The 26,368-nt window shown below is 45.6% G+C and carries 24 protein-coding genes; 16 read left to right on the forward strand and 8 right to left on the reverse strand.

Going from position 1 to position 26,368, the window contains the following annotated elements; all coding sequences use genetic code 11:
- Positions 1–144 precede the first annotated feature (144 nt).
- Together D0Y50_RS09500 and rmf are read left to right on the forward strand one after the other, a co-directional pair.
- Positions 145–1,227: a DUF2891 domain-containing protein gene (locus D0Y50_RS09500; protein ID WP_117316648.1), complete on the forward strand. Its 1,083-nt coding sequence runs from the start codon at positions 145–147 to the stop codon at positions 1,225–1,227.
- A gap of 472 nt (positions 1,228–1,699) precedes the next feature.
- A complete protein-coding gene (gene rmf / locus D0Y50_RS09505; RefSeq protein WP_108568050.1) occupies positions 1,700–1,876 on the forward strand; it encodes a ribosome modulation factor in 177 nt (58 codons plus the stop codon).
- Positions 1,877–1,926: 50 nt separating this feature from the next.
- Here the strand turns inward: rmf and fabA are convergent, their stop codons facing one another.
- Complete coding sequence (gene fabA / locus D0Y50_RS09510) at positions 1,927–2,445, reverse strand: 3-hydroxyacyl-[acyl-carrier-protein] dehydratase FabA (protein WP_108568051.1); 519 nt, start codon at positions 2,443–2,445, stop codon at positions 1,927–1,929.
- 133 nt (positions 2,446–2,578) lie between these two features.
- Between fabA and D0Y50_RS09515 the strand changes: the two genes are divergently transcribed.
- On the forward strand, positions 2,579–2,839 hold the full coding sequence (locus D0Y50_RS09515) for a hypothetical protein (protein WP_108568052.1): 261 nt from the start codon (positions 2,579–2,581) through the stop codon (positions 2,837–2,839).
- Here D0Y50_RS09515 and D0Y50_RS09520 read toward each other — a convergent pair.
- Positions 2,836–4,314, reverse strand: coding sequence for a cryptochrome/deoxyribodipyrimidine photo-lyase family protein (locus D0Y50_RS09520; protein WP_117316650.1), 1,479 nt, complete (start codon positions 4,312–4,314; stop codon positions 2,836–2,838). The genes D0Y50_RS09515 and D0Y50_RS09520 overlap by 4 nt on opposite strands.
- Positions 4,315–4,875: 561 nt before the next feature.
- Between D0Y50_RS09520 and D0Y50_RS09525 the strand changes: the two genes are divergently transcribed.
- The 4 genes from D0Y50_RS09525 to D0Y50_RS09540 all read left to right on the forward strand — a co-directional run bounded on the left by D0Y50_RS09525 (position 4,876) and on the right by D0Y50_RS09540 (position 9,177).
- Positions 4,876–6,303 carry a cryptochrome/photolyase family protein gene (locus tag D0Y50_RS09525; RefSeq protein ID WP_108568054.1) on the forward strand — a complete coding sequence of 476 codons (1,428 nt, stop codon included), beginning with the start codon at positions 4,876–4,878 and terminating at the stop codon, positions 6,301–6,303.
- 2 nt (positions 6,304–6,305) lie between these two features.
- A complete protein-coding gene (locus D0Y50_RS09530) occupies positions 6,306–7,847 on the forward strand; it encodes a cryptochrome/photolyase family protein (RefSeq protein ID WP_117316652.1) in 1,542 nt (513 codons plus the stop codon).
- Positions 7,834–7,986: a DUF2256 domain-containing protein gene (locus D0Y50_RS09535; protein WP_108568056.1), complete on the forward strand. Its 153-nt coding sequence runs from the start codon at positions 7,834–7,836 to the stop codon at positions 7,984–7,986. The genes D0Y50_RS09530 and D0Y50_RS09535 overlap by 14 nt, the downstream gene beginning before the upstream one ends.
- 153 nt (positions 7,987–8,139) lie before the next feature.
- Positions 8,140–9,177 carry an L-dopachrome tautomerase-related protein gene (locus tag D0Y50_RS09540; protein WP_117316654.1) on the forward strand — a complete coding sequence of 346 codons (1,038 nt, stop codon included), beginning with the start codon at positions 8,140–8,142 and terminating at the stop codon, positions 9,175–9,177.
- Between the two features lie 386 nt (positions 9,178–9,563).
- Here D0Y50_RS09540 and D0Y50_RS09545 read toward each other — a convergent pair whose 3' ends face one another.
- Positions 9,564–12,566, reverse strand: coding sequence for a Tn3 family transposase (locus tag D0Y50_RS09545; RefSeq protein WP_117318702.1), 3,003 nt, complete (start codon positions 12,564–12,566; stop codon positions 9,564–9,566).
- Between the two features lie 5 nt (positions 12,567–12,571).
- The gene (locus D0Y50_RS09550; protein WP_117316657.1) at positions 12,572–13,837 is read right to left on the reverse strand and encodes a site-specific integrase; all 1,266 of its coding nucleotides are present in this window, start codon (positions 13,835–13,837) and stop codon (positions 12,572–12,574) included.
- Between the two features lie 260 nt (positions 13,838–14,097).
- Here D0Y50_RS09550 and D0Y50_RS09555 point away from each other — a divergent pair, with 260 nt between their 5' ends.
- On the forward strand, positions 14,098–15,138 hold the full coding sequence (locus D0Y50_RS09555) for a DNA-binding protein (RefSeq protein WP_170145478.1): 1,041 nt from the start codon (positions 14,098–14,100) through the stop codon (positions 15,136–15,138).
- A gap of 364 nt (positions 15,139–15,502) precedes the next feature.
- A complete protein-coding gene (locus tag D0Y50_RS19510) occupies positions 15,503–15,661 on the forward strand; it encodes a hypothetical protein (RefSeq protein WP_170145479.1) in 159 nt (52 codons plus the stop codon).
- Positions 15,662–15,816: 155 nt separating this feature from the next.
- Here D0Y50_RS19510 and D0Y50_RS09560 read toward each other — a convergent pair whose 3' ends face one another.
- The gene (locus D0Y50_RS09560; protein WP_117316661.1) at positions 15,817–17,142 is read right to left on the reverse strand and encodes an APC family permease; all 1,326 of its coding nucleotides are present in this window, start codon (positions 17,140–17,142) and stop codon (positions 15,817–15,819) included.
- A 790-nt stretch (positions 17,143–17,932) separates the two neighbouring features.
- On the opposite strand from D0Y50_RS09560, the gene D0Y50_RS09565 reads away from it, so the two are divergent.
- From D0Y50_RS09565 to D0Y50_RS09580, 4 genes are all read left to right on the forward strand, one after another.
- Positions 17,933–18,424 carry a DUF411 domain-containing protein gene (locus D0Y50_RS09565; protein WP_117316663.1) on the forward strand — a complete coding sequence of 164 codons (492 nt, stop codon included), beginning with the start codon at positions 17,933–17,935 and terminating at the stop codon, positions 18,422–18,424.
- A 103-nt stretch (positions 18,425–18,527) separates the two neighbouring features.
- Positions 18,528–19,001, forward strand: a complete 474-nt coding sequence (locus D0Y50_RS09570; protein WP_117316665.1) for a YybH family protein — start codon at positions 18,528–18,530, stop codon at positions 18,999–19,001.
- Entirely contained in the window at positions 18,988–19,686 is a 699-nt protein-coding gene (locus D0Y50_RS09575) for a heparan-alpha-glucosaminide N-acetyltransferase (RefSeq protein WP_232366493.1), read from the forward strand. The genes D0Y50_RS09570 and D0Y50_RS09575 overlap by 14 nt, the downstream gene beginning before the upstream one ends.
- 239 nt (positions 19,687–19,925) lie before the next feature.
- Positions 19,926–20,762, forward strand: coding sequence for a formyltransferase family protein (locus tag D0Y50_RS09580; protein ID WP_117316667.1), 837 nt, complete (start codon positions 19,926–19,928; stop codon positions 20,760–20,762).
- 301 nt (positions 20,763–21,063) lie between these two features.
- Here D0Y50_RS09580 and D0Y50_RS09585 read toward each other — a convergent pair whose 3' ends face one another.
- From D0Y50_RS09585 to D0Y50_RS09595, 3 genes are all read right to left on the reverse strand, one after another.
- The gene (locus D0Y50_RS09585) at positions 21,064–21,813 is read right to left on the reverse strand and encodes a copper resistance protein B (RefSeq protein WP_176582452.1); all 750 of its coding nucleotides are present in this window, start codon (positions 21,811–21,813) and stop codon (positions 21,064–21,066) included.
- A gap of 9 nt (positions 21,814–21,822) precedes the next feature.
- On the reverse strand, positions 21,823–23,637 hold the full coding sequence (locus D0Y50_RS09590) for a copper resistance system multicopper oxidase (RefSeq protein ID WP_117316669.1): 1,815 nt from the start codon (positions 23,635–23,637) through the stop codon (positions 21,823–21,825).
- Between the two features lie 84 nt (positions 23,638–23,721).
- On the reverse strand, positions 23,722–24,105 hold the full coding sequence (locus D0Y50_RS09595) for a hypothetical protein (protein WP_117316672.1): 384 nt from the start codon (positions 24,103–24,105) through the stop codon (positions 23,722–23,724).
- 466 nt (positions 24,106–24,571) lie between these two features.
- Between D0Y50_RS09595 and D0Y50_RS09605 the strand changes: the two genes are divergently transcribed.
- From D0Y50_RS09605 to D0Y50_RS09615, 3 genes are read left to right on the forward strand one after another with little or no spacing between them, the layout of a single operon-like run.
- Positions 24,572–24,925 (forward strand): copper resistance CopC family protein, encoded by a 354-nt coding sequence (locus tag D0Y50_RS09605; RefSeq protein ID WP_168534016.1) that lies wholly within the window; start codon positions 24,572–24,574, stop codon positions 24,923–24,925.
- Between the two features lie 9 nt (positions 24,926–24,934).
- Positions 24,935–25,816: a copper resistance D family protein gene (locus D0Y50_RS09610; RefSeq protein ID WP_117316679.1), complete on the forward strand. Its 882-nt coding sequence runs from the start codon at positions 24,935–24,937 to the stop codon at positions 25,814–25,816.
- Positions 25,817–25,826: 10 nt separating this feature from the next.
- On the forward strand, positions 25,827–26,288 hold the full coding sequence (locus D0Y50_RS09615) for a YybH family protein (protein WP_117316682.1): 462 nt from the start codon (positions 25,827–25,829) through the stop codon (positions 26,286–26,288).
- Positions 26,289–26,368: the final 80 nt, after the last annotated feature.

Raw genomic sequence — 26,368 nt, forward strand, 5'->3', positions numbered from 1 at the left:
CATTTACATTTACATTTGCAATGCTTATTTGACATAGGGGAGGCGGGTTTACCTGGTTATCGAATGTGAGACATAATAGGTAGGCGATGTTATCTATAAGCAAATGCGCTTTCTTCGTAATTGCTTCCTCAAAAGGACCTCCAAATGATAAAAACAATTGGTGTAAGTACTTTGGTTGCTTCAGCCATAATGTTCGGCGCACCCGCACAGGCCAATACGCCACAATTGACTCTTCAGGAAGCCAACCGATTGGCCGCCATGCCTTTGCATTGTACTGAGGTAGAGTATCCTAATAAGCTTAATCAGGTGTTGGCAGATGCCAGCCAGCTAAAAGGCCCTAAAGCGCTTCATCCCGCCTTTTATGGGTGTTTTGACTGGCACTCAAGCGTACATGGGCATTGGATGATGGTAAATCTGTTACGCCACTTTCCGGACTTATCTAATCAACAACAAATTCGCGATACCCTGGAGAAAAACCTCACTAAAGCGAAAATTGAAGCTGAAGTGGCTTATTTCGGCTTACCGCATAATAGTACCTACGAGCGCACTTATGGCTGGGCCTGGCTATTAAAACTCAGCGAAGAGCTGCATCAGTGGAACGATCCCTTAGCCGCTAAGCTGCTTAAAAATCTGCAGCCGTTAACCACGCTTATGGAACAAAAGTACGCGAATTTTCTGCCTAAACTGGTTTATCCAATTCGGACTGGTGAACACCCTAACACCGCCTTCGCCCTATCATTGGCGTATGACTATGCCAGCACGGTAGAGAATAAGCCGCTTCGCACCCTCATCACTCAACGTGCCAAAGACTGGTTCGCAGCAGATAAACAGTGTCCTTTAGCCTGGGAGCCTAATGGTTTTGACTTTTTGTCAGCCTGCCTACAGGAATTGGATATTATGCGTAAGGTGCTGCCCAAAGAGGAATTTGTTCAGTGGGCTTCTAGGTTTTTACCTCAATTAGCTAAGACTGACTTCACTTTATCTCCGGCGCGGGTAAGCGATCGTACCGATGGCAAGCTGGTTCACCTTGATGGCTTGAACTTTAGCCGGGCATGGGTGTTATATGGCTTAGCGGATGAATTCCCGGACACCTATAGACATTTACGCACTGTGGCTGATGCTCATGTTCGCCATTCATTGCCTGCGATTGTGGATGGCAATTATGAAGGTACCCATTGGCTGGGAAGCTTTGCCGTATATGCGTTGCAGGCGTCTGGTGAACTATAACGCTATAGCTAGCCTGTACGTGCTTTATGCCAGACAACCTGGATAGGTTTGCCTGATGCTGATGTTCAGTAACGAAGCCCATGGGAACGGCTGGGCGCTGCCACTGGTAGATAGGAATGCTAAGGGCATTCCTATCTCTGACTTCGGTTTTTGTGCGAAATGGTAGTACCGGATAGGCCCAACCGGCCAGGTGAATAATCGGGGGAGTGAGCAGGTATGAGCAATAAACCTAAGGTTATGTTTGCTTTGTCTAAAAACTGCAACAGTTATGCAAAAAAAGTGTAATCTTAAATTAGCTTGTTTTTCAGTTTATTGCGTCATGTCAAGAGAATTATTTATGAAAATGTCTTGAACCTTCCGCAAGGGTTAGCTATCAAAGATAGGTGCGGATAAGAAATCAGTACTTACCTAAAATTTTGCTTTGAAGTGCCTGAAGCTTACCCGCGCGTTAACCTACACAAGAGGCTATTCGATGAAACGACAAAAAAGAGACAAATTGACTCGCGCCCATGCAAAAGGGTATCAGGCTGGAATCAGCGGTCGCTCGAAAGAAAACTGTCCATTTCAGTCCTTTGACACAAGGTCGCAGTGGTTAGGAGGATGGCGTGAAGCAGTAGGAGACAGGCAGATAGGCCTCTCCGTTCGTTAACAAATCTCTTTGATGTGGATTTAAGCCCCGGCACGGCCGGGGCTTTATAATCAAAAATTCGATGTATCCTGAAACAATCCTACTTTCAAATCTTTCGCGCTGTAGATTTCGCGGCCGTCAACCTCGACTGTACCATCAGCCTGCCCCATGAACAGTTTGCGCTTAATAACACGTTTCATGTTAATGCGATAAGTGACTTTTTTCGCCGTTGGCAAAATTTGCCCAGTAAATTTCACTTCGCCTACACCCAGAGCGCGTCCTTTGCCCGGTCCGTCACACCAGCCCAAAAAGAAGCCGACTAGTTGCCACATCGCATCTAATCCAAGACAACCCGGCATAACAGGGTCCCCAGGGAAGTGACATTTGAAGAACCATAAATCCGGATTAATATCTAATTCGGCCACAATTTCACCCTTACCATAGGTACCACCTTCTTCCGAGATTGACACAATACGGTCCATCATCAGCATATTAGGGGCGGGTAACTGGGCGTTTCCAGGCCCAAAAAGTTCACCCTGGCTACAGGTCAATAGTTCATCGCGGTCAAAGCTATGTTGTTTATCGGACATATACTCTCTTCTACTTAAAAATGTCAGTGGCATAATTTAGCGAACACTTGTACGCTAAACAACTCTGAACAGTGATTTATTGATCAATTTTTGCCATGCTACACTGACATTATGATGACAAGTGGGGAAGTGTATGGTGCAAAAGAAGAAATTTAACCCCTATGCGAACGCACAGAAGCAGCGGCGTTTTCGAGATAAACAAAAAGCGTCCGGTAAAAAGCTGATAAGGGGCTATGTAAGTCCTGAAGCAATGCAGTGCTATGAAGACATTCGTGAAAAAACCGGCTGGAGCGATAATGATATGGTAAGCAACGCGATTCGATTAATGTATGCCTCGTACAAATGCGGGCAGGTAAAGCTACTCAATGAATGGCTAAAAGATCACAATCGTTAAGGTTGACGGTGGGGCAGCGTATGGGTGGCAATAATACGCTGAGCTTCGGCTTTGACTTCGTCACGCTCACGGAAATCCCACAACCGGCTACGTATTAAACGGTATTGTGCATCAATATCAATCAAGGGTTTTGTATAACACGCGGGAAGCTCAATATTTTCCAGTTGACGGGTTAGCGCAGGAATAGCCCATGGCGCATGTAACTGTTCGTTAGCTAAGGGGGCCAGCTCAGGCACCCACCGACGAATAAACGTGCCGTCAGGGTCTAGCTCGCGAGATTGTTTGAGTGGATTGTATAGACGAATAGTATTAGTACCGGTTACCCCAGCCTGCATTTGGATTTGCGGATAATGAATGCCGGGTTCAAAATCTAAAAACTGCGTGGCCAGATATTCGGCCGGTTTGCGCCAATCCAGATTTAGCCAATGACACGCTACGCTGGTCACCATAGCCCGCATGCGAAAGTTCAGGTAGCCAGTGGCCCGTAGTGCGCGCATACAGGCATCCACTAAGGGTAACCCGGTGGTGCCTTGCGCCCAGTGTCGCAACGCATAGTCGGCCCAGGGGCCATCTGCATAAGGATATTCTGCGTAGGCGGTATTGATAGCACGAAATTCCATTTGGCATTCACTTTCAAATTTTTGAATGAAATGGTCATGCCAGGCCAGTCGTGAACTTAACGCGGTAAGCGGCTTATACCAGCTTGGGCGTTGGTGTAAGATATATTGCACATATTGATATACCTGACGCACCGATAAATTGCCAAATGCCAGATAGGGGCTTAGCCGGGTACATGATAGTCTCGAAGCTTGTGGCACAGATATATGACGCTGATAGTTAACCCCGCGCTGCTTAAAAAAGTCTTTGAGCGTATACCATCCTCTTTTTTCACCGCCTGCCTGAAACTGCGGCATAGCCAGATTACGCAGTTGGTGTAGCTGATCGTCTGGTAGAGGCGCAGCCCATGTTATAGAGGTCATTGGAACATCATCACAAGGTTGTTGATAATAGGTTTCCCAGTGGCGGCTCCAGTGTGTGCGCTGAGACAGCCCGCGCTGAATTGCGCCATAAGCGAATTGCTGCCAACTTACCTCGTTACACTGGCACCACCGAGCTACGTGTTGGTCGCGTAAATAGGTGTTATTCAGACCGATTTCAACATAGGAGTACAAACCAGCAATACTATACTGCGCATGCAGGGTATCGAGTACCTCACACGCCTCGCCAAACATCACAGATACGCGACTGCCCACATTTGCAAGCTGTTGATTTAAATCCTCGATGCTTTGGCGTATAAACTGCCAATGGCGGTCGCTATAGTGTGGATCGTCAAGCAGCATGGGCTCGATGATATACAACAGCAATACTGGCGTATCCAAGTACGAAACGTGAACCAGCGGCGTGTGGTCCCGCAGACGCAGGTCGCGTTTCAGCCACACCACATTAATCGCTTGAGGGGAGGGCGCAGGTGTCATATTACTGCAGACCTGTAAACAAGACGCCAGGCAACGGGCCCCTTGAAGACACTATGTTGCGGATGCCGAAACTCTGCGCCGCAGTGAAGGCAATGGCTAAGTTCAAATAGTTTTGTTGTATACGGTAAATAGTAAACTATCCTGGTCTGTAAATAATAGGTTGTGGCGAGAGGGAGATTGGGCCTGCGCAATAAGTGAATACAGCGTAGCGAGATTATTATTCGCCTGGGGCGGTGAGGGCTTAATGCGCCGAAGCAAGCTTGCAGTCCAGCTACACCGTGGCAAATGCCTGTCCAGCAGTATTTACCCTTGCTATACCCGCATAGATCAGAACCTTGTAAGCCTGTCGGCTCGGTAAAACCTACTGGTAGCACAACATCTGGCTGTTCATTTGACTGATCATTAAGTTTACGTAATGACGGCATATCTTCTGGCCGTAAATGCCGGTAATTACAGTATAATTCTGCAGAAGGTAGAGCGAACATCGTCACCGGCAATGAGATCAAATAAACCCATATTACGTATACCAGCACTACAAAGACCATTACTAAAGAGGTAAGCGTGACCGTACCAGTAAGCCTGATGTGGTTCAGAAAAGACTTGCGGGTTAAAGACAATCCGGCACTTAATGCAGCGTGCGATGAAGGTAAAATAATCCCGATTTATATCCACGATACTGCTGCGCCACAAGACCATCTGCCCGGTGAAGCTTCAGCATGGTGGCTGCATCAGTCTTTAGCGCAGTTAAATGAGCGACTAAACGGGCACCTGCAGTTGTTTCGTGGCAATGCCGGTGAACTAATCCCCCAATTACTTGAGCACTTTGAAGTTGATCGTATCTTTTGGAATCGCTGCTATGAGCCCTGGTCGGTTAAACGTGATAAAAAGCTAAAACAAACACTTAAAAACAGCAGTATTCAGGTACATAGTTTTAATGGAAGTTTACTGTGGGAACCCATGACCATTGCTAAAAAGGACGGTGGCCCCTACAAAGTATTCACCCCTTACTATAAAAAGGGATGTTTGCAGGCCCCCGAGCCACGCTATCCCAAAGCCCCTCCGGGCCGTATTACCTACGCTGATGTGCCCCATAAAGGCGTCGCGTTGGCCGAACTGGAACTTCTGCCTTCAATAAACTGGTACGACACCATCGACAGCCTGTGGCAACCTGGTGAAGAAGGCGCTGCAGACCGCTTAAGTGCCTTCTTGAGCGAACCGGTGGAGTATTACCACAGTGAGCGAGACATACCAGGGGTAGAAGGTACATCCAGGCTTTCACCTCACTTACATTGGGGCGAAATCTCGCCTAATCAGATTTGGTATGCCATAAAAGGTAAGTATGGCGATCAAGAGAATAAAAGCATTGAGACGTATTTAAGCGAGTTGGGCTGGCGGGAATTCAGTTATTACCTAATGTTTCACTTTCCGCACTTTGTTGAAGAAAACTTTAATGAAAAATTTAACCACTTCAACTGGCGGTACAGTGAAACCGAATTGGTTGCATGGCAGCAGGGGAAAACGGGTATTCCTATTGTTGATGCGGGCATGCGGCAGTTATGGCAAACCGGCTGGATACATAATCGGGTAAGAATGATTGTAGGCTCCTTTCTGGTTAAAAATCTGCTTATGCACTGGCAACAGGGCGAGCAATGGTTCTGGGATTGCCTGGTTGATGCCGATCTGGCCAGCAATACTGCCGGATGGCAATGGGTGGCCGGTTCAGGAGCAGATGCTGCACCTTATTTCAGAGTTTTTAATCCGGTTTTACAAGGCGAGAAATTTGATAAACAAGGAGAGTATGTTCGCCACTATTGCCCTGAACTTAAAAGCCTGCCTGACAAATTTTTGCATAAGCCATGGGAGGCGAAGCCCGAAGTGCTGAAAGAAGCTGGTATTACGCTGGGTAAGGATTATCCCGAGCCATTGGTTGACTTAAAGCAAAGCCGGCGTAGGGCACTGGATACGTTTGATGAGATAAAGGGAAAATAAACATGGCGGGCACGCTTCGCTTAATACTAGGGGACCAACTCACTCGCACATTACCTGTGTTAACCGAAGCGAACCGTCAAAGCGACGTTATTTTACTGGCTGAAGTAAAAGAAGAAGCAACTTACGTAAAACACCATAAAAAGAAAATCATTTTGCTATTTTCGGCCATGCGTCATTTTGCCAGTACGCTGCGCCAAGACGGTTTTAAGGTGCATTATCGTAAATATGATGACTACGATAATAAAGGCTCGCTGTTAGCAGAGGTGCAAGCGGCGAAGGCGGCATATCACTGCCATAGCGTGGTGGTAACCGAGCCGGGGGAATACCGGTTACTTGATGCTATGCAGCGCTGGGCCGAGCAACTGGACTGTCCGGTTACCCTATTACCTGACTGCCGGTTCTTATCGACTAAACAGGATTTTAGGTATTGGGCGCAAGACAGAAAAATATTACGCATGGAGTTTTTTTACCGGGAAATGCGTAAGAAAACCGGTATCTTAATGGAACAGGGCGGCCCTATAGGTGGTAAATGGAATTTTGACAGCAGTAATCGTGAACCTATGCCTGTGACCGTGCAGCCTCCTGCGCCTACCCGGTTTGAACCAGATGACATCACCCGGCAGGTTATCGCGCTGGTGGACGAAACATTCGCAGACCACTTTGGCGAGAGTACCCAGTTTCATTATGCGGTAACGCGCCAACAGGCGTTGCAAGTATTAAATGAATTTATTGCCCAGCGATTACCTGATTTCGGGCAATATCAGGATGCCATGCGACACAATATGCCCTGGCTGTTTCACTCGCATATTTCCTTTTACATAAATTGTGGGTTGTTAACCCCTGGCGAAGTTATTGAACAGGCTGAAACTGCGTATCATACGGGCGAAGCGCCGTTAAATTCGGTCGAAGGGTTTATCCGGCAAATTCTGGGTTGGCGTGAGTTCGTTCGAGGCTATTATTGGCACTTTATGCCCGAACTGAAACACGATAACTATTTTAATGCGCGCCGCGCGCTACCAGACTTCTTTTGGCACGGCTATACCAATATGAACTGTTTACGTCAGTGTATAACCGATACCAGACAGCACGCATATGCGCACCATATCCAACGGCTAATGGTACTGGGTAATTTTGCGTTGCTATGTGAACTTGCGCCTGAAGCGGTACAACAGTGGTATTTGCTCGTGTACGCCGACGCCTATGAGTGGGTGGAGCTACCTAATGTTGCCGGTATGATACTGTACGCAGACGGCGGTAAGCTTGCCAGTAAGCCATACATCTCTAGTGGCAGTTATATCAATAAAATGTCGGATTATTGCAAAAACTGTGGTTACAGTGTTTCGAAGAAAACCGGTGATAACGCCTGCCCGTTTAATTATCTCTACTGGCGTTTTATTGATGTTCATCAACATGTACTAAGATCCAATCCCCGCATGGCCTTGATTTATAAAAGCTTCGAAAGGATGGGACCAGATAAAATTGCAGCTTTGCGCGATGAGGCTACAGCATTTTTGACAAAAATCAGCAAAAATGAAGAAGTCTGAGTTACCGTCTAAAATTTGTCCGGTTTGCTGCCGTCCATTTTCCTGGCGTAAAAAATGGGCAAAGAACTGGCCCCAGGTAAAATACTGTTCTAAGCGCTGCGCAGGTGCACGTAGCCCAGGCCTACCAAAGCCTGTCTAAGTCACGTATGTTAACGGTAATAACCATAATAGTGCGGTTAACATACTGAGCATTAATCAATAGTGCGGAGGCTAAGGCTACCGACTTTGCTTTATTGCACTTTTAACCGCTCACTCTCGTAACCAGTGCTCTGCTGACCAATAAAGACAACTTATGAAACTATTATCTGCGATAGCCGCTACCGTATTTACCTTTAGCTCGACGAATGTCACTTATGCGGCTGATGCTGAGCAAGTTGCTGTTGTAAAAGGCACCCAAATTACCGGCGTAACTGTTAGTAACCAAGGCGATATTTTTGTTAATGCTCCAAATTGGCGGGATGGCGTCTCGTTTGCCGTAGCGCGCATTAATAAGTCCACTGATAAGTTCACTCCTTACCCTGACAACGCCTACAATCAATGTGTGGCAAACAGTGATGTTCGGGATGATTGCTTTTTAGCAGTACAATCAGTGGTGGCCAGTAATGATAAATTATATGTTTTAGATACTCGAAATCCTAAATTCCAGCAGGTAAAGGATGCCCCGCGCATATTTGTAATAGACCTGAACACCGATAAAGTTGAGAAGGTGCTTACATTATCAGCCCAGGCTTATCATCAAGATTCTTATATTAACGATTTACGCATAGACCATAAAACGAACCGGGTCTATATGACAGATTCTGCCCACGCCGGGCTGGTGGTGTACAACCTTAACGACGATAGTAGCTATCGTATATTAGACAATCACCACAGTACCAGAGCGCAGGTCCAGACGTTGAATATCCAGGGCAAAGCCTTCACCATGCAGGTACAATCCGATGGCATAGCATTGGATACCTACAACGATACACTCTATTATCATGCGCTATCAGGCTATACGCTTTATGCGATAAATACCGCCGATATTAAACAAGGTGGCGATATAGCGAATAAGGCTATATGGGAAGTCGCAAAGACAGGCGCGCCGGACGGAATGATATTGGATAAACGCGGTAATTTATATTTAGCTGATCTTGAAAAACAACAGGTACAATATTTAACTCCCGCACATGATTTACGCACCTTGGTAGAAGGCGAGGCAGTGAACTGGGCGGATACCTTTAGTATTTACAATAATTATCTGTATTATACCAATAGTAAAATTCAGGATGCCGGTAAAGACGTAAGCAATATGCACTTTGAGGTTTATCGAGTAAAACTTCCTGACTAATGTCTCGTTCACTCTTTTTCCCGGTTGCTATGTTCGTTACCCACTGCATTTTTTAAATGCGGAATGAACATAGCAGCGACCAAACGGTATAAATACCGAAACACTCCATCAGGCGTTTTATCTCTTTGGGGTTGTGCAGTTAACATTTACTTTAAGAGGAATTTTACGGCACCATACTTGTATTTTTTTAAAACTTATTTAATCAGCATCACCGATATAGGAAACCTATCCAGGTTAAAAAACATCGAAAATTTATAGACAAAGGATCTTCAATATCAGAGTTCGATCCTTAATTTTCGCTATCCAAACGTACAGTAGTAAATGAGGGTTGGCAAGTATTCTTAAAAAAAACACCAAATAATACCGTAACTTATTGAATTTAACAATTAATGCTCTTCACCATCCGATTTGGGTAAAATTTTAGTATCAAGGTCGAGAGGCTCAATTTTTCGCTTTAAATCTAGCGTATAATCACCGAATCGATTGATATGTGACGTTCTGTAAGGTGACATCCCTGCTAAAACCTCTTGCGTTATCTCAACGCCCTCATCGGAGAGCTGTCGAAGTACTTTTGTCATCCTGTCTGTGTTGTGCAGTATGACCATATTGGCGACGAGTTGATTGTATTTTACTATTTTTCGTTGCTCATGACGCACATTTTCTGCAATGATGCCGTCTCCGCCGAAGAACAGCCATTTGGTAAAATTATTGAACTCCTCACTCTTATTTGTAGCGGCATGGATGGTTTGTCGCAATTCGATTTCGTCAATATAGCGCAACAGAAAAAAGGTTCTGACTACCTTCCCTAATTCCCTAAATGCAAAGTACAGTCTATTCTTACGGCTATGGGTGCCCAATCGTCTTAACACTGTCGATGCGGTAATTTTTCCCCGTTTAATGGAAATCGCCACTCGGATCATGTCCGGCAAGTGCGTTTTAATAATCCCGAAGTTAATCGCTTCATGAAACAGGCTGTCTATATGCTGATAACGCGTTTGTTTATTAGGACGATACAGGCGTAAATCATGTACATTACGGATGCGAGGCATCAGATTGATCCCCAGTAAATAAGACAAACCAAACACCGGATAACTCTGCGCCTGGGTGTCACCATGTAACGTATCGGGTTGGATATCAGACGTGTTGCCAGCCAGCGCGTCCAGAATGTAGATACCTTCATACACGCCACAAGGTATAAAATGGCTGAACAAAGCGATGTATTTGTCTGATACATGGTAATAAACTATGCCGCCATACCCTCCATAACGGATGTGGTACTCTGACATTAGATTCTGCTCGTATAGCTCCCATTTCGTGCCATCCGCTGATGCACTTTGCCCCGTACCCCAATAGCGAGGTAAATCCAATTTATTGTAAGCGTTAATGACGCGTGTAATGGCCTTATCGATCTTTTCTTCAGACGCGTGCTTGAGGTTCATCCATGCTATCTGTCGTCGGTCAATGCCTTTAATTGAACGTGCGGTTTGGGATGGCCCCAAATTGCAACCATAGCAAAAGAGCGTCGTAATAAAGCGCATCTCGGATTGCTCGATTTTGGCTTGGTGTCCGGAATGTGGATAAAAGTAACGGTGCAAGTCAAGCCACATTTCCGTATCGGTCAGGATATCCATAATACTGGTAACCGTCAGCCTCCCTGCCAGTAGTTCATCAATGGCGATTAGAGCTTGGCTGGGTTTCTCACTTTTCTTTTTACGTAGCACCAACCGGTCCTGCTGTATGTCGGCGTACACATTGTGTGGAAATCCATCATCGACCTGTCTTGCCTGTGCAGTTAGCCAGGCTTCCAACTGGTTAATGAAGTACTGTGCATCGTCCAATGGCAACTCAACTTGGGCACAATACTCGGGCAGTTCTTGTGATAATACGTCATCATCGACAAGTTGCTCCCGGTAGTCATCATACTGGCCGCTATTCTGGATATAAATATCTCCGGAACTGAGCTCCTGTTTCAGGATTGAAAATATCGCCAGTTCGAGGTACTTCCGATGCAATAAGTCGGGCTCTTGCGCTTCGGTAGTGATCAATTTCCACCATTTATGACCAAACCAGTCGGGATGAAGAGTCTCACCAAGGATCTGATGAACATGTCCCTGACTCACATATTCTGAACGTGACTTCTGCAATGCCCGTAAGAGCACCAGCAAGGTTTCGGTGCTCTTATCATTACTGGTACTGCGCAATGGTAAGATATCGAGACAGCTGAATAAGATAGCCCGTTTTTGGCGGTATCCTTCCAGCATGAAAGGGAAATAGTTGTTACCGGCATAAGCGATATGCTCAAAACATTGTGTCAGCAACTGTTCCGCTTGCGGATCGATAAGCGTCTGCAACGCGGTATAGCGACCAGAGCGTGACTGCTCCTGCTGCCAGGCAACCAACACATCCGTGAATTTCCCAATCAGTTCATCGGCACGTTTCTGGTGTTCCAGAATATAATCCCGTAATCGCGTCTGTGCAGTATGATGCATGTTACGGACGATTTTGACAAAAATGTCGGCGACATCATCAAGAGCCTTACCATGCTGGCTACGGATCAGGATCACTGCCAGTGCATCGCGCTTTATCGGCGTCAGATCATTCATCTCTTTGACGTTCAGTGCTCTGGCTTCAAGCGTAAACTGTTTTAATTTGACGATGGGAATTGAAAACGGCGGCATTTGCTCACTAAGTTCTTGCAGCCATATCACATGCTGCAAATAGCGTCTCATTTCTTTGTTACTCGGTTTCTTGGGCTCACGTTTTAAGACATGCCATGCGCTATAGCTGTCCCGGCCAGGTGGCTGAAGAAGCTCATCAATACGTGTACGACTGATGCTGTTTAATTTGGATGTGATCATCATATAACACGTTTTATTTACATGATTCCTGGCTTGCCTGGCGATGCGCATGAGATAAGGCAAGCCGGGTAATTCATAGCGGTGTCGGACCAGTTCCTCAAGCAATACATTGATGATATCTTCTACGACTTCCTTTGTAGTGGCAGCCTCCTTAGCAACGCGAAGCAGCCAGGCTTCACCTTCCTTGGGCAACAGACGAATATTCAGGTAGTCGCGGATGGTTTGTATATGGCGATGACGGGACGTGGAGTGGTCATAGCTCAGCAGTTGCTCACGAGCCAGGTCGGGGGCCATCGGTACTTGCCGGTTGATGAAACGGAGGAGTTGTTTCGGTACCCGCCGCAAAGGAAGCACGTAACCGAGACGCTGATACAGCTTCAGATGTAATATGAAGCCTACTTTTAATGTCGGTTTACGGAACGTTTTTATCAGACTTAATTCATCTTGATTGGGGGTATAAATCTCCCTTAGCTCTTTGGCACTGAAACGGCTTTTCAATGTGGGGTAGGCGGTATGGTTGGGCAGGCGCATCGGTACTAATACCACGTCTTGCCACTGTGCGGTGCCGTGATCTGCACCTCCAGCATACACTGTCGATCATTGGCTAACGTATGCATCTGCTGCAATAAGTCATCAATAATGTCTTCGAGTTCCCCGGGATCGTTATTTGTGACATGAAGTCGGTAGTGGCCGCGCTGCGCATCCACTACTTCCATACCATGTGGCGACAAACAGAATCGCTCGAGCAGTTTTATGAGATGGGACTGATGCTTCACCCGCGCATGAAAGCGCTCAACGGATAGGTGAACAAGGAGTTCGGTTGATTGTTTAACCGGCAAAGAGGGAGAAGCCGGCGAAGGCAGTTGCTGTTGCAAAGTACTTTCTATCTGTCGCTGGGAAAACGGATCTTGCATATCAATATAAATCAAAGCCGACTGCATGTTCTTCCAGCCGACATAAGCCATCAACGATTTGAGATCCCACTGATTCGTGCCTGCCCAAGAAGCAAACCCGCGTCGCAACGAATGACTGCTATAGAGCTGCGCATCTTCCAATCCAGCGTGCGCAAAGATCCGCCGTAGCAGTGGGATGATGCTACGTGTATGCATAGAAAGCTCAGCACTTTGTCCCCACCGATTAATCTTTGGGAACACGGGCCCCTTCACTCTGTTGCTATGTTGGATCCAAGCCTGATAGGCGCTCACCGGACACAGGCGGCTGAGCATCGGCACTTTGTAGGTGACTCCCTGATTTAGCCTGTCGGTTTTGCTGCGAGGCAAATAAATGGTCATCCCTTCCCCAGGATGTACAAAGGTATTTTCAATGCGCATTCGGCAGAGTTCATCAGCACGAAAAGCTCGCCAAAATCCTACCAATATTAACGCCTTATTGCGTAACAAGGTCGCGAGTCCGTTAAATGTCGGATCGTGTTGGGCGAGGCGGATTTCTCCATCAAGCCACTGGCATACGGTGTCCAGAACAGCAAGTTGCAGTGGTTTGGCCTGCCGGGATTGCTGAGGGTGTAGCTCAGCGATGCCCTTGAGTATTTTTTTGACGACTGGCGCCTTGGTGGGATCGGGAAACCCCTGCGACCGATGCCATTGTGCCAGCGCCGCCAGCCGTTGCTTGAGCGTGCTGCACGCTAGTTTGTCTCCATAGTCAGCTAGATAACGGACGATTTGTGCGGATGTGGCCGGTAACACTCCCCCCCAGGTGACTTCGAAGTGGTCGACCGCTGCCTGATAGCTCAGTCGGGTATTCTCCCGCGTGGCCGCTTGCAAATATTCATCAACCCTGGTCATGACTACTCCTCAGCAGTACGCAGGAGCCCCACGCCACTGTCGGCTTTGAAACCCAAATCCAGAAGGGGTCTGCGGTATTGTGCACGGGGCCATCCTTTAAGTAACGCATTACATACCCACTTTAACGGCTTTCTGAACAAGAAGTAGGCAAAAGATGCCATAATTACTATTTATATCATCTTAATTAATGGCCTTATTGCGCGTTTCTCAAAACGTACTATTATGTGTATATACATATTATGTAATACGGTATGAAATGCATGGCTAGAACCGGAATATCCAAAAAGCAAGTACAGGCCGCTAAGGCAGCACTGAAAGCGCGGCAGCAGGCTGTAACCATTGATGCGGTGCGCGCAGAGCTGGGTAATACCGGTTCAAAGACGACCATCAGCCGCTACCTGAATGAACTAGACCAAAACCACCAGGTGAAGATGGATAATCTGGACGCTCTGTCTGCCGAGCTGGGCCAGTTGATTGGTCAGGTTGCCAACCGCCTGCAAGAAGAAGCGAAAGAGCGTATCGAACAGAATGAGGCACGCTATCAAAATGAGCGAGAGCAATGGCAGACCCAGAAACAGGAGCTGGAGGACGCGCTCGCCAGCGCTCAGGCGCAAAGCGCGTCGCTTATCGCGCAAGTCAATGAGCTGGAGAGTATCGGGGCGTCACTCCGTGAAGAAAGAGAGCAACTGAGGATCTCGCTGGGTCAGGCTACCGAAAAAGAATCAGGGTTGCATCAGCGTCTAAGCGAACGGCAAGCTCATATTGCCTCGCTAGAGCAAAAGCATACCCATGCCCGGGAAGCGCTGGAACATTTCAGAGCAGCAACGAAAACACAGCGCGAACAAGATCTGCAACGTCACGAGCATCAGGTGCAACTGGTGCAGGCTGAATTGCGCAAGGCGCAGCAGCAGGTTGCTGTTGTTCAGGAAAGCCTCGATAAGGCAATGCATAACCACGCTTCGCTAGAAGCCAGGTTGCAGGTGACACATGAGCAGTTGTCCAGCGCCCGTCAAAATCTTGAAAAGGAGCAGCAGCATGCCGCTCAGCTCAAGAGTGAGTTAACAGTGATACAAGGTAATTTGAAACAAAAAGAGGTGGTGGTGATAGCACAAAGCGAAAAGCTTGCTGGATATAAGCGTCAAGTTTTGACGCAACAAGCAGAAATGGAACAATTACGTCACAGTAATATTCAACTGAGTACAGCATTGAAAGCAAAAGAGACATTTGTTGAGCAGTTACTGCAAATAAAAAGCCTAACCCAGCTCACTGCTGTTCAGACTGATCGCGATGAAGGGGGATGAACAGGCCATTTAGAGAGTTGATTGGGGTAAACTGTAACACGACGTAGACTAATTCATCTTAAGCGAAGCCAAGAGCTTGCCGAAGCTCTCCAAATAATATTTTCATACTGACAGCGCCTCTTGTTTTCCACAACAGATGATGTGTGGCACACACAGACTGGAAAGGCATGGCAAATGCGAAGTTGGTGTAATAATAGGGGGAAATCAGTGTGTGTTGTTAGCCAGTAAGTTGGGATGGTTTATTGCCAATAATGTATGATATACAACTTCAGGACGCATGGTTTTGTAAATACTTCGCTCTAAAAATCTTAACTTCGGAACAGTATTTGCGTATTAATGTTTTTAACCAACCAGTGAGGCACCTATGATCACTAGTAATCCAGAAACCTTGCAGCCCGCTGCGCAATTACTCGACCAACCCAGTACAGAGAAATCGGGCTGTAGCCAGTCTTCTGAGTCAAAGCAGCAGGGACAAGAGTTTGCTGAAATACTGGATACAATAAAGCAACAAAAAAGCGGCTAAAGGATGCCGCGAGAAGAAATAACCGGCGCGCTAATGCCGGTTATTCCCCTTACTGCCCGATGACAGCAGGGCACACTGTTTCGACCGTTATTCAGCCCGCTTCTACGGTTGTATTTTCCAGTGGGCGTGATTCGTATACTGCACAGTGACTCACATCAGTTATAATTTTTGTCATCTTCTTCATACGCGTGTAGCTTTAGAAACCACTTCTCAGCCGCAAATACAATAAGAACTCCGGCCACAGAAACCCAAACAATGAAGATATCTGACTTTGCTTTCACCCACAAAAACGCCAAAAGGACAACGAAATCGAGAATAATCGCGCTTACTAGGATCCAGGCTTTAGCGTGTACGTCTTCTCGCAAATGCTTAAACACGCCCCAATGGATGAAAATATCCATTACGATGTAAAAAACTACACCGATCGAGGCTATACGGCTTAAATCAAAGAATATGGTCAGAATGATCGCGATTACCAACGTATAAATTAAGGAATGTCTTCTTAAATCTCCTGGTAACGAAAAGTGACGATGAGGCACAAGTTGCATTGATGTAAGCATCGATAGCATGCGAGAAACTGCAAATATGCTGGCAACGACACCGGAAGAGGTGGCAATAATCGCAAAGGCTATAGTAAACCATGCGCCATACTGGCCGAAGGCAGGTCGTGATGCCTCAGCTAAAGAGTAGTCTTTAGCCTGTATTATTTCGTCAATTGACAGGTTTGCTCCTACTGCGACCGCCACAAAAACATAAAGTACCACACAGATCGAAATAGAAATGATGATGGCCCTTCCTACATTTTTTTCCGGTTGTTTTAGCTCTCCGCCGCTGTTTGTGATTGTTGTGAAGCCTTTGTAGCCCAAAATACCCAGTGCTACTGCCCCCAGAAATCCGGTTGCGCTGGTTTCCTGGGGGTGTGCTGAAACACTCTCAAACGACAAACCAGTTGCCCACAGCCCGCCTATTGCCAAAATCGCCAGCCCGGCTATTTTGATAAAAGCCATAATAAACGAAAGCGTCTGAATGAATTGATTGCTGAGAATATTGACAATGAACGCAACAATAAGAAGACTTACCCCAAGTGCTGGAATGAGCCACTCAGCGCCCTGGGTGTCGAACAGCTGTAGAACATAAGTGCCAAAAGTACGGGCAACAAGACTTTCATTGATAACCATGGAAAAAAACATCAGCAATGCGCAGGCTCCGGTCATCAGGCCTCTGCCATAAGCTTTTTTTAAGAACATGGCGATACCCCCTGCGGAAGGGTATTTCTGCGCCATTTTGACGTAACTGTATGAGCTAAACCCTGCAATTATTGCCGCTACCAGGAACGCAAAAGGAAACCATGTGCCAGCCAGCTCAGCAATTTGACCGGTTAAGGCAAATATACCTGCGCCAATCATCACACCGGTTCCCATTGACACTGCGCCCCAAAGACTTAACGAATCTTTACTGTTTGAATGCTCGTGATCATTCATCGTCAATCATCCTCTTTCGCTAATTGGGTAAAGTTTTCTGGTATGGAATTGGATTGTTCGTTTTGTTTAGACTATTTAGCATTCCACATATCACACCTGAACGAGTTGTCTTGTTTTACCTTTAAAGTTTTTCCACTGAAAATAGATCAAAACGCAAGAGATGTGTCGCAACGATCAAACTCAGGGCAGCGCTCATCTTTTAAATATCAAAACTATCAAACAAATTAATGATAAGGCCAGTGGTTCGTCAACTAACAGAGAGATTTGAGTGTTTAATGTTGTACATATCTTTATAATTTGCTACCTTGCTGGGGTGATGAAACATATTATTAGCAGAGTTACTGTGTTAATTTTCTGTGTGGTTGCGCTTATGGCTCAATCACTCGTGGTTGCGTCTCCGCAATGTGAAATGGATAGTCATCACAATGTCATGGCAAGTTCTGCCCAATCGACAGCCCATTCTTTTTCGGGCGAAATCGTTGATTCAGTTCATCACTTTCACTCGAATGACTCCGGTCAACACTGCCCCGATGAATGCAACTGTCTTGTGACGGTCTGTCATCAAGTTTCTGTTATTGTTCCGGTTCTATTTCTGGCATCTGCTCACACGCCTGATGGCAAAATTCAAATGACTGACCAACCCAGCTTCGAAGTAATGTCGAAACCCTACCTACGCCCTCCAAAACTTTCCTAAGCTATTGTTAGTGCGCATCGAAAGCGCATAGTCTTATTCTGTCAAAATTAAATGGGGGCCTTTGCGCACCATGAACTGCATTCCCGGGGGGAAACAATGAAATACAAAATTACTAAAAAGTCAGCATTTTTGTCTGCGTTAATTTTTGCAACTGCGCATTTTTCGTTGAGTGCGGTAGCACAGGATCTTTATCAATTAACTGTTCACAAAACCTCGTCTTGCGGGTGTTGTAAAAAATGGGTAAGTCACATAGAGGAAGCTGGAATTGAGACAAAAATCATAAACCATGAACACTTAACTTCAGTTAAGGCTCAATATTCAATCGAGCCTCGTTATCAATCTTGCCATACAGCGGTAGATCAGCATGGTGTTGTATTTGAAGGTCACATCCCTGCTAAATTTATTCGACAATTTCAGGCTAATCCTTTGCCAAACGTGGTGGGATTAAGTGTACCTGCCATGCCGCTAGGAAGTCCTGGAATGGAATTTAATGATCGCTTTCAACCCTACGAAATACTCCTGTTAATGAATGATGGGTCAAGTAAGGTTTATAAGAAAGTGAGTACGTACGAGGAACAGTTTAATTAACTTTGTCCAAGCGGATGTAGGACAAATTGAAAAAATATTTATCAAAACACAAAGAAGTTTGGAAAATTGTCCTATTCATTGGGCCCACTAAAGGAAAACAAAAATGTTTAAAAAAATAACAACAATTTTACTTTTAACAATGTCTTTTTTTGGAATTGCGCATGAAGAAGCCCATCATAGCAATGAAGCTCAGATTAAGCACATCATCAGCCAGATAGATTATGGCTGGGAAAATGGCGATGGAAAACCGTTTAGAAAGCATTTCCTTGATTTTAAAGGCGCACGTTATATTGAGTCGGGGGGGCAAAATGTGGGCTTGGATGATCTCGTTGAGCATCATGTGGAGCCTGAAAAAGATGCGCTGGCGTTTCTGGATATTGATTACAATAACATCGACGTTCACATTGAAGGCGACTTTGCCTGGGCATTAGCAGACACAGTGGTTAAGGGAGAGGTCAGAAAATCAGGCAAAAAGTTTGATAAAACCGGTTTTCAGACCTTCTTGTTTAAAAGGGTCGACGATGAATGGAAAGTGATCCATACCCATTCCTCGAGCCGAAATCGTGCCAAGAAATAAAACGTTAGATTTTATGAGGGCTGCCGCCATTGTGATGATGGTGGCGTTTCATATCATCTTTGACCTCACATTTTTTGGCTACATTAATACCGAAATACCTACAGGTAGCGGTTGGCGAGAATGGCGAGCGTTGATAGTAAGTTTATTTTTATTGTCAGTTGGCGCATCGCTCGTGTTCTCTTTTTCAGACAAACTAGCGATAAAAAAATACCTGAACCGTCTTCTCTTACTGAGTATTGCATCGTTAGTAGTTACGATGAGTTCACTTATCATGACGCCAGAAAGCTGGATTTATTTTGGTGTTTTGCACTTTATTACTGTTGCGACGTTAATATTAACCTGGGTACGGCGGTGTCCCAATCTGTGTGTTATAAGCGGTATTATTGTTCTTGTGGCATTTTTTGGAGAGTTTGTCCCTTTAAATTGGTCGTTTTCGCTTTTTAAAGAACATCTACCTAGTTATACTCAGGACCTTGTTTCCCCCTTTCCTTGGCTGGCGTTACCCCTGTTCGGTATATGGTTGGCGCATCAATCCTGGTTCAGGCAGGATCCGCTCAGAAGAATTAAGTTACCGGATGTTATGGCGTGGAGCAGCCGACATTCTTTATTAATCTATTTGTTACACCAGCCTATATTGTTTGCCTCGCTTTATCTTCTAGGTCTAATTATTCACCTAAGTGAATAACTAACTGTGACAGGAAAATTACGTAGCGACAGTTCAACCCTGCTCACTGAATTAAGTGGTAGCATCACATATATTGATGAGGTGATAAGTGAGAATACAAAACGATAATTCAATTCGGGGTTTAAACAATGGGGCGAACCTTGTGCTCGAACAAGGGAATGGTCATTACCGACATGTTTATTCCATAATGCATCAGCTTTAATGTCTTTGCAGTTAGCATGTGAGAGAGTCTGTCAAATATGAAGATCATTTATTTTGGAAGTGATTTGTTTTCGAACTGTTTATCACTTTTAATCAGAAAAAGAATAAGTATTGAAGTCGTTTTTATTAATGACTTACAAGGTAACGCGAACTTCATTAAGAAAATTTCAGATGAGAATAACATAAAGTGGCGTTCAGACCGACCGGTAAAAGAGATTCTTAATCAATATATAAGTATTGATACAACTATTTTTATCGTAGCTGATTATGGTTATATATTACCAAAGACAGATGTACAATATGCCGTCAATATTCACCCATCATTATTACCCAAAGGAAAGGGACCCACGCCTTTGACATATTTGATTGATAACCCAGAATATGCAGGCGTTACCATACACAAACTCACCGAGACTCCAGACGATGGAGATATTCTTGTTCAAGAGAAATTTGATATTGATCATAACGAAACTATTTCATCTTTAATGGTAAAGTCTCAGTTGCTCGCAGAGTCACTGCTTGAGAAGCTGCTGAATGATTTTAATGAAATTTATGACAAGGCGATACCACAAGTAAAAGCCCTGTCGTCTTATCAGGCAATCCCTTCAACAGAGCGAAGGTTCGTTACTTGGAGTGAAAGCACGACCCGTTTCAGGCAAGCGCTTCGTCAGTATGGGCATTTTGGTATCCTCGTCGAGTTAGATAAGCAGCTTTATATTACCAGTGAAGCAGAGGTAACAGACTTCGACCATAGCTTCCTTCCCGGTAGAGTGATTTTTGAGGATTTTTCGATTATTAGCATCGCAATCAGTGGTGGTTTTGTTATTTTTACTAAGCGAAGTTTGATGCTAATAAATCCGACGTCGAATAGATAATAGTAAGTCTCACAAATATTTACCCTTAACCTATCCTCCTTTTTTAAAATCTATCTCAGTTAAAGAGAAGATGGGATGATATATCATTAGTATGCCCTTCAATATACTGATACGATAATATTTCAAACGTTAAGAGTTAGTTGAAAATAATGCATATTTAATATGCAGCTCATACTGCACATCTTCGCTAGTGAAGTACAAATAATGCGTAATAACCATAATGAATGAACGCTGCTGGCTCTCCCGTAGTAGACAGAGAAAATAGCCGAAATATGTTTTCGGCTATTTTTTATGCGTGGTGTTAGAACCAGATCCTAGCCCCTACTACTACGCCAGTTTCACTGGTTGACTCGCCGTCTGCTTTTAACGCATCAGCTGTATTCCCTAAGGCTTTGCTGTAATAAACGCCAACATAGGGCGCTATCTCCCTCACTATCTCATGGCGGTATCGCAAACCGATACGAATGTTACTCAGCCCGCTTTGACGGTTATATTTTTCCGAATCGGTGAGGTTAGCTACTACTTCCAGGCGCGGTTGCAGATAGGAAACCTGACTTAACTGCCAGTCGTATTCTGTTTCATTGATGAACTGCATGTCACCGTCTTCGTTGATACGAAGTGAGTTTTCCATTTCAAACCAATAGGGGGCGAGTCCCTGGTAACTGATCACCGCATAGTTTTCCATGTCAGCATCTGACGACATTTCGCCTTTCGTACCAACGCCGACCTGCACAGACCAGAAAGCAGAAACGAGGTACCCGTAAAGTACCTCGGCGCGTTCAAGATCCGTGGGCATGCCGTCGTTTTGGGTATTTTCACCTTCGCTTTTAAACACTAAGCGATGATAATCACCGCCATACCAGGCCTGCATATCCCACACAGCCCGATTTTGTTGTTCATCAGTTCGCGTATACTCGAGTCGGTCAAACAGTACCTGACCAAAGTTCTCATTCGGAATAGGAGACGGCCAGTTATCTTTTGACTGCGCCATTACCATATTATTGAAGCCTAGAGCAAAGGCGATGAGCCCTGTTGACAATATCTTGTTCATCTTCATCTCCTATGCAACCTGAACAACACGAAACATGCCCGCTTCCATGTGGTAAAGCAGGTGACAATGAAAAGCCCACTCTCCGGGTGCATCTGCGCTAATCTGCAACGATACTTTCTCACCGGGTTTGAGGCTGATGGTATGCTTCCTCGGTCTTGGATACTGGCCATTTTCCAGTTCCATCCACATACCATGTAAATGAATGGGATGGTCCATCATGGTGTCGTTAACCAGAACTAGACGAAGCCGCTCTCCAAAATTAAAACGGACATACCCATCTACTTCGCGGAACTTCTTGCCGTCGAACGACCACATGTATCTTTCCATGTTTCCTGTTAAATGAAGCTCGACTTGACGCTCTGGCTCTCGCTCATCAGGCCATGCATGTTCGCCTATTAGGTCAGCGTAAACCAATACGCGATGTGGACTGTCTTCCAACCCAATGCCCGGCTCGTCTAAACGCGGCCGTGGATTTTGTGCGATCATAGCGGCGCCTTGACCATGCCCGTCTTCACTATGAACAATGTCTATCTTTTCTACGGGCAGCACCCGTGAAGACTTCATATCCCCCTGCATCATGTTGCTATGCATTGTATGTTCGCCATGCTGTGCCATTTTCTTCATATCCATCTCTGAAGAAGTCATCCCTTCTTTCATGCTTTCTGATTTTTGCATGTTCATTCCGTCCATCCCTGACATGTCCATGCCCATGGCTGCCATGCCGCGCTCCGTGATGGTTCGTTGTGGTGGAATCGCTGCGGTCATACCTATCGATGGGGTGAGCGTACCGCGGGCATAGCCGCTTCTGTCAAAACTCTCAGCAAAAAAGGTATAAGCCTTTCGTTCTTTTGGTTGGACAATGACATCGTAAGTTTCAGCTACTGCAATTCGGAACTCATCTACATTGACCGGCTTAACGGGCTGACCGTCAGCAGCAACAACCGTCATCTCTAATCCCGGAATACGAAAATCAAAGTAGGTCATAGCAGAACCGTTGATGATGCGTAAACGCACTTTCTCACCCACATTAAACAGCGCCTGCCAGTCATCCTCTGGGGTGCGGCCATTCATCAGGTAGGTGTAAGTGCTGCCTGTGACATCTGCGATGTCACGAGGGCTCATGCGCATTGCGCCCCACATGGCGCGTTCCTTCCATGTTTCGCTAAGACCTTTTTTTTCAACATCTTCCAATGTGTCGAAGATAGTTCGCTTTTGGTAATTGTAATAACCCTCAGCCACTTTCAGCTTTCTCATCACGTCGTGAGGGTCAGCAAAGGTCCAGTCACTTAGGATGATAGTGTGTTCCCGATCTGCGCCGATGTCCCCGTCGGCAGGCTCAACGATGAGTGGGCCAAGATGCCCGCGTTGCTCCTGAAGACCGGAGTGGCTGTGATACCAATATGTTCCGTTTTGCACTACATCAAACGCATAATTGAATGTCTGACCTGGCTTTATCCCAGCAAACGAAACGCCTGGTACTCCATCCATCCCAGCGGGCAAAATAATGCCGTGCCAGTGAATAGACGTATCTTGTTCAAGTCGGTTGGTAACATTCAGTTGAGCACGCTGACCTTCTTTTAGCCTTATCAGGGGCCCCGGCATCTGGCCGTTGATGGTAATAGGCAGGCCAGTTTTTGAGCCTATTGCTAAATTGGCCTCAGAAATCGTCAGATTTTTAATGTCATCAGTCAGCACCTGATCTTTAAAGTGACGACCAGCGGGCGCGGCCCAAAGCGGACTGACCTTAGTCAGGGCCGCCGCTGCGCTCGCAGTCATAGCGCCAAGAACGAATCTGCGACGACCATCATTAAATGAATTACGCATAAAGTTAGCCTTTAAATATGATTGTATTCAGGCAGAAAAACTTCAACCTGGGAAAATATCTTGTTGGGGTATTCGAAAGTCAGGCTATGGGTGGTCGATATGGGGGGAATAAATACCTACAGGAACGGCAAGGCTAATAAAATCATATTGCTCAGCATAGTTGAGCGCTAAATGGCTGTGAGAGAAACAAGCCAACGTCGATACATGATTGCAATTCGCCATTGTGCAGAAGCAACCGTCCTCGCAACAATCTGAGCCGTCTTTATGAGATCCGTGCTTTTGCCCGTCTTTGACCGACAGCGGATTGTAGGCGAGCTGGCCGACATGCCTTTCAATAGCGCTAACATTCGGCATTAAGGTGTCTACCGATGCGTTCTGTTTACTCGATTCTACATCGCACGCACTGACCGGCAGCGCAAACGCGACCAGAAATATTACAACCCCGATGAAAAGTATCCTAACACTCATGGCTCAGAGACCTGCGGCTGCATCTTCGTAGCTTTTCAATTGAAGATGTATTAAAAATAGAGAGGCGTATTTTCTGCTTTCAACACTTACATGAATTTTAATAAAAATACGAGAAACCATCTGAAAAGATCTCAGGCAACCTATCTTGCCTCTCAGATCCTACACGAAATGCATATCAAAAACATCTTGTGCATTCGTACCATGTTCAAGAACAAGTTATATCTTTTAATCTTTCCTCGATGCAAGTTTCAAGAAGATGGGCTGACTGGCGAAAACAAGTCAGCGATACATACAAACCAGGAAGAGTTTTTTTTAAATACTTACATTAGTCAAATTTTAAGTTAAAAGGTGAGGATAGTAAGATAAGCATAGAAAAGTATTGTTGTACGCGAGCGAACAGTCGCACATAATGTGCATGTGGAAAGAGTCACTTGCAAGAAAAATAAACAGACAGAAGGTTACTATTATGCAACTAATTTATAAAATTGGTCTAATTCTGATGCTTACGTTTAGCGCCGGAGCATTTGCCCACGGTAATGTAGAGCTTGAAAGCAGTTCTCCGTCAGATAATGCGATGTTAATGAACGCCCCAGAGTCACTGACGTTGACCTATTCCAAGCCACTACGGCTAATGAAGGTCAGTCTAAAGGGAAATGAGACCGGTGATATCGACTTTGATTTCACGCCTACATCAGAGCAGCAGGCAACATATAGTTGGCAATTACCTGCCTTAAAAGCGGATAGCTATACTGTCGAATGGATAGCAATGGGCGGGGATGGCCATAAAATGAAGTCGACGTTCTCTTTCATGGTTCACTAAGTAAAAGTCATGGAATTAATTCTTTGGAATGCAACGATTGTTTTGTCTAAAGCCATATTCTATGTGGGCTTTGCTAGCCTTGTCGGTTGTGCTTTTTTGATGCGTCAGCCAGCCCCAAAAGATGATTTTTACAAAGATCTTCTATGCCAGATTGTTCCCGTAATGGTTGTCTCTTGCATAGCATCTGCGGTGTGGTTTATTGCTAAAACGGGCGCATTTTCTGAAAGTGGTCTGCAAGGTGCATTTGACCCTATGATGCTTGAGGTAATGTGGGCGTCACCTGTGGGCGATGTCGCTCTGGTCAGGATGCTTATGTCCGGCCTGGCGATTCCTGCACTGCTTTTGATTTTCGCTAAGCGTGTCCACGTTATTGCAATAAGAGCGATACTGACTGTGTTGATAGTTTATGGCCTATACAGTTTTACGCTTATTGGACACATTGCAGAAAAAGGGCTCGTCGACAAACTCATATTGGCATCGCACATAGCTGTCATGGGGTGGTGGTTTGGCGCGCTCTTACCGCTGAGGCTTGTATGTCTGCGCTTCTCGGTAGAGGATACGCAAAAAGTTATGACTGACTTTGGCAGAATTGCAGGTTACCTTGTGACCACACTGATCCTCCTCGGTATATACATGGCGATTACCATATTTACCTCTCTGGATGATCTGGTTCAATCAGAATATGGGCTTACCTTTCTGAGCAAGTTGCTGGTTGTTGGCTTATTGCTATTAATTGCCGCAAGACACCGATTTATTCTGGTGCCCGCTATGCAGAACACTGGCGATGTTGCGCAACTGAAACGCTCTATAAATATTGAAATAGTGTTAGCCTGCGTGCTTCTGTTAATCACCTCGGTATTAACCAGTGTGGTTGGCCCCGAGTTTAGTTAGGAAAATCATAATGCGAAAACTGTTGGTGACAGTCATACTTGCTGCCGTCTCATCTTCCTTGTTCGCTCATAGCGACAAAACCCAGAAACACCCGCCTACACTATCTGGCAGTGAGACCGCGCCGGGACAGGTGGTCCTGTCTTTTCATGAGGCGTTGCGGGAGCAAAATGAAATCGCTGCAAAATCGCTGCTTTCAAAGAATGTCACGATTGTTGAAGGTGGCGGTATCGAACGCAGCGCTCAGGAATATGCGTCTCATCACATGTTATCTGATATGAAATTTGTCAGTACATTATCTTCAGAGCTTTTGGAGCATCGGGTGACAGAGTATCGCGATTCCGCGACCTCACTCTTGATTTCCGTCAATACCACTGAAGCCGGTAAAACATACCGCTCGTTCGAAACCGCAATTCTGACCAAACGTGACGGAGAATGGAAAATAGCCCACTTGCACTGGTCAACGGCAAAGTGAGTGAGTAACTGTCTTGGGCCGCCGCTCTTTCTGGCAGGCCCTGAGCGTGAATTGTCAGGGGCTCGTAGAAAGAGCCCACC

Origin of the sequence: Salinimonas sediminis (assembly GCF_003429285.1) — a bacterium.
Lineage (GTDB): Bacteria > Pseudomonadota > Gammaproteobacteria > Enterobacterales > Alteromonadaceae > Alteromonas > Alteromonas indica.

Bases quoted from the DNA above. Each gene is read 5' to 3' on its own strand.
- D0Y50_RS09500 (WP_117316648.1), top strand. From the start codon at position 145: ATGATAAAAACAATTGGTGTAAGTACTTTGGTTGCTTCAGCCATAATG.
- rmf (WP_108568050.1), top strand. From the start codon at position 1,700: ATGAAACGACAAAAAAGAGACAAATTGACTCGCGCCCATGCAAAAGGG.
- fabA (WP_108568051.1), bottom strand. From the start codon at position 2,445: ATGTCCGATAAACAACATAGCTTTGACCGCGATGAACTATTGACCTGT.
- D0Y50_RS09515 (WP_108568052.1), top strand. From the start codon at position 2,579: ATGGTGCAAAAGAAGAAATTTAACCCCTATGCGAACGCACAGAAGCAG.
- D0Y50_RS09520 (WP_117316650.1), bottom strand. From the start codon at position 4,314: ATGACACCTGCGCCCTCCCCTCAAGCGATTAATGTGGTGTGGCTGAAA.
- D0Y50_RS09530 (WP_117316652.1), top strand. From the start codon at position 6,306: ATGGCGGGCACGCTTCGCTTAATACTAGGGGACCAACTCACTCGCACA.
- D0Y50_RS09535 (WP_108568056.1), top strand. From the start codon at position 7,834: ATGAAGAAGTCTGAGTTACCGTCTAAAATTTGTCCGGTTTGCTGCCGT.
- D0Y50_RS09540 (WP_117316654.1), top strand. From the start codon at position 8,140: ATGAAACTATTATCTGCGATAGCCGCTACCGTATTTACCTTTAGCTCG.
- D0Y50_RS09545 (WP_117318702.1), bottom strand. From the start codon at position 12,566: ATGCGCCTGCCCAACCATACCGCCTACCCCACATTGAAAAGCCGTTTC.
- D0Y50_RS09550 (WP_117316657.1), bottom strand. From the start codon at position 13,837: ATGACCAGGGTTGATGAATATTTGCAAGCGGCCACGCGGGAGAATACC.
- D0Y50_RS09555 (WP_170145478.1), top strand. From the start codon at position 14,098: ATGGCTAGAACCGGAATATCCAAAAAGCAAGTACAGGCCGCTAAGGCA.
- D0Y50_RS19510 (WP_170145479.1), top strand. From the start codon at position 15,503: ATGATCACTAGTAATCCAGAAACCTTGCAGCCCGCTGCGCAATTACTC.
- D0Y50_RS09560 (WP_117316661.1), bottom strand. From the start codon at position 17,142: ATGAATGATCACGAGCATTCAAACAGTAAAGATTCGTTAAGTCTTTGG.
- D0Y50_RS09565 (WP_117316663.1), top strand. From the start codon at position 17,933: ATGAAATACAAAATTACTAAAAAGTCAGCATTTTTGTCTGCGTTAATT.
- D0Y50_RS09570 (WP_117316665.1), top strand. From the start codon at position 18,528: ATGTTTAAAAAAATAACAACAATTTTACTTTTAACAATGTCTTTTTTT.
- D0Y50_RS09580 (WP_117316667.1), top strand. From the start codon at position 19,926: ATGAAGATCATTTATTTTGGAAGTGATTTGTTTTCGAACTGTTTATCA.
- D0Y50_RS09585 (WP_176582452.1), bottom strand. From the start codon at position 21,813: ATGAACAAGATATTGTCAACAGGGCTCATCGCCTTTGCTCTAGGCTTC.
- D0Y50_RS09590 (WP_117316669.1), bottom strand. From the start codon at position 23,637: ATGCGTAATTCATTTAATGATGGTCGTCGCAGATTCGTTCTTGGCGCT.
- D0Y50_RS09595 (WP_117316672.1), bottom strand. From the start codon at position 24,105: ATGAGTGTTAGGATACTTTTCATCGGGGTTGTAATATTTCTGGTCGCG.
- D0Y50_RS09605 (WP_168534016.1), top strand. From the start codon at position 24,572: ATGCAACTAATTTATAAAATTGGTCTAATTCTGATGCTTACGTTTAGC.
- D0Y50_RS09610 (WP_117316679.1), top strand. From the start codon at position 24,935: ATGGAATTAATTCTTTGGAATGCAACGATTGTTTTGTCTAAAGCCATA.
- D0Y50_RS09615 (WP_117316682.1), top strand. From the start codon at position 25,827: ATGCGAAAACTGTTGGTGACAGTCATACTTGCTGCCGTCTCATCTTCC.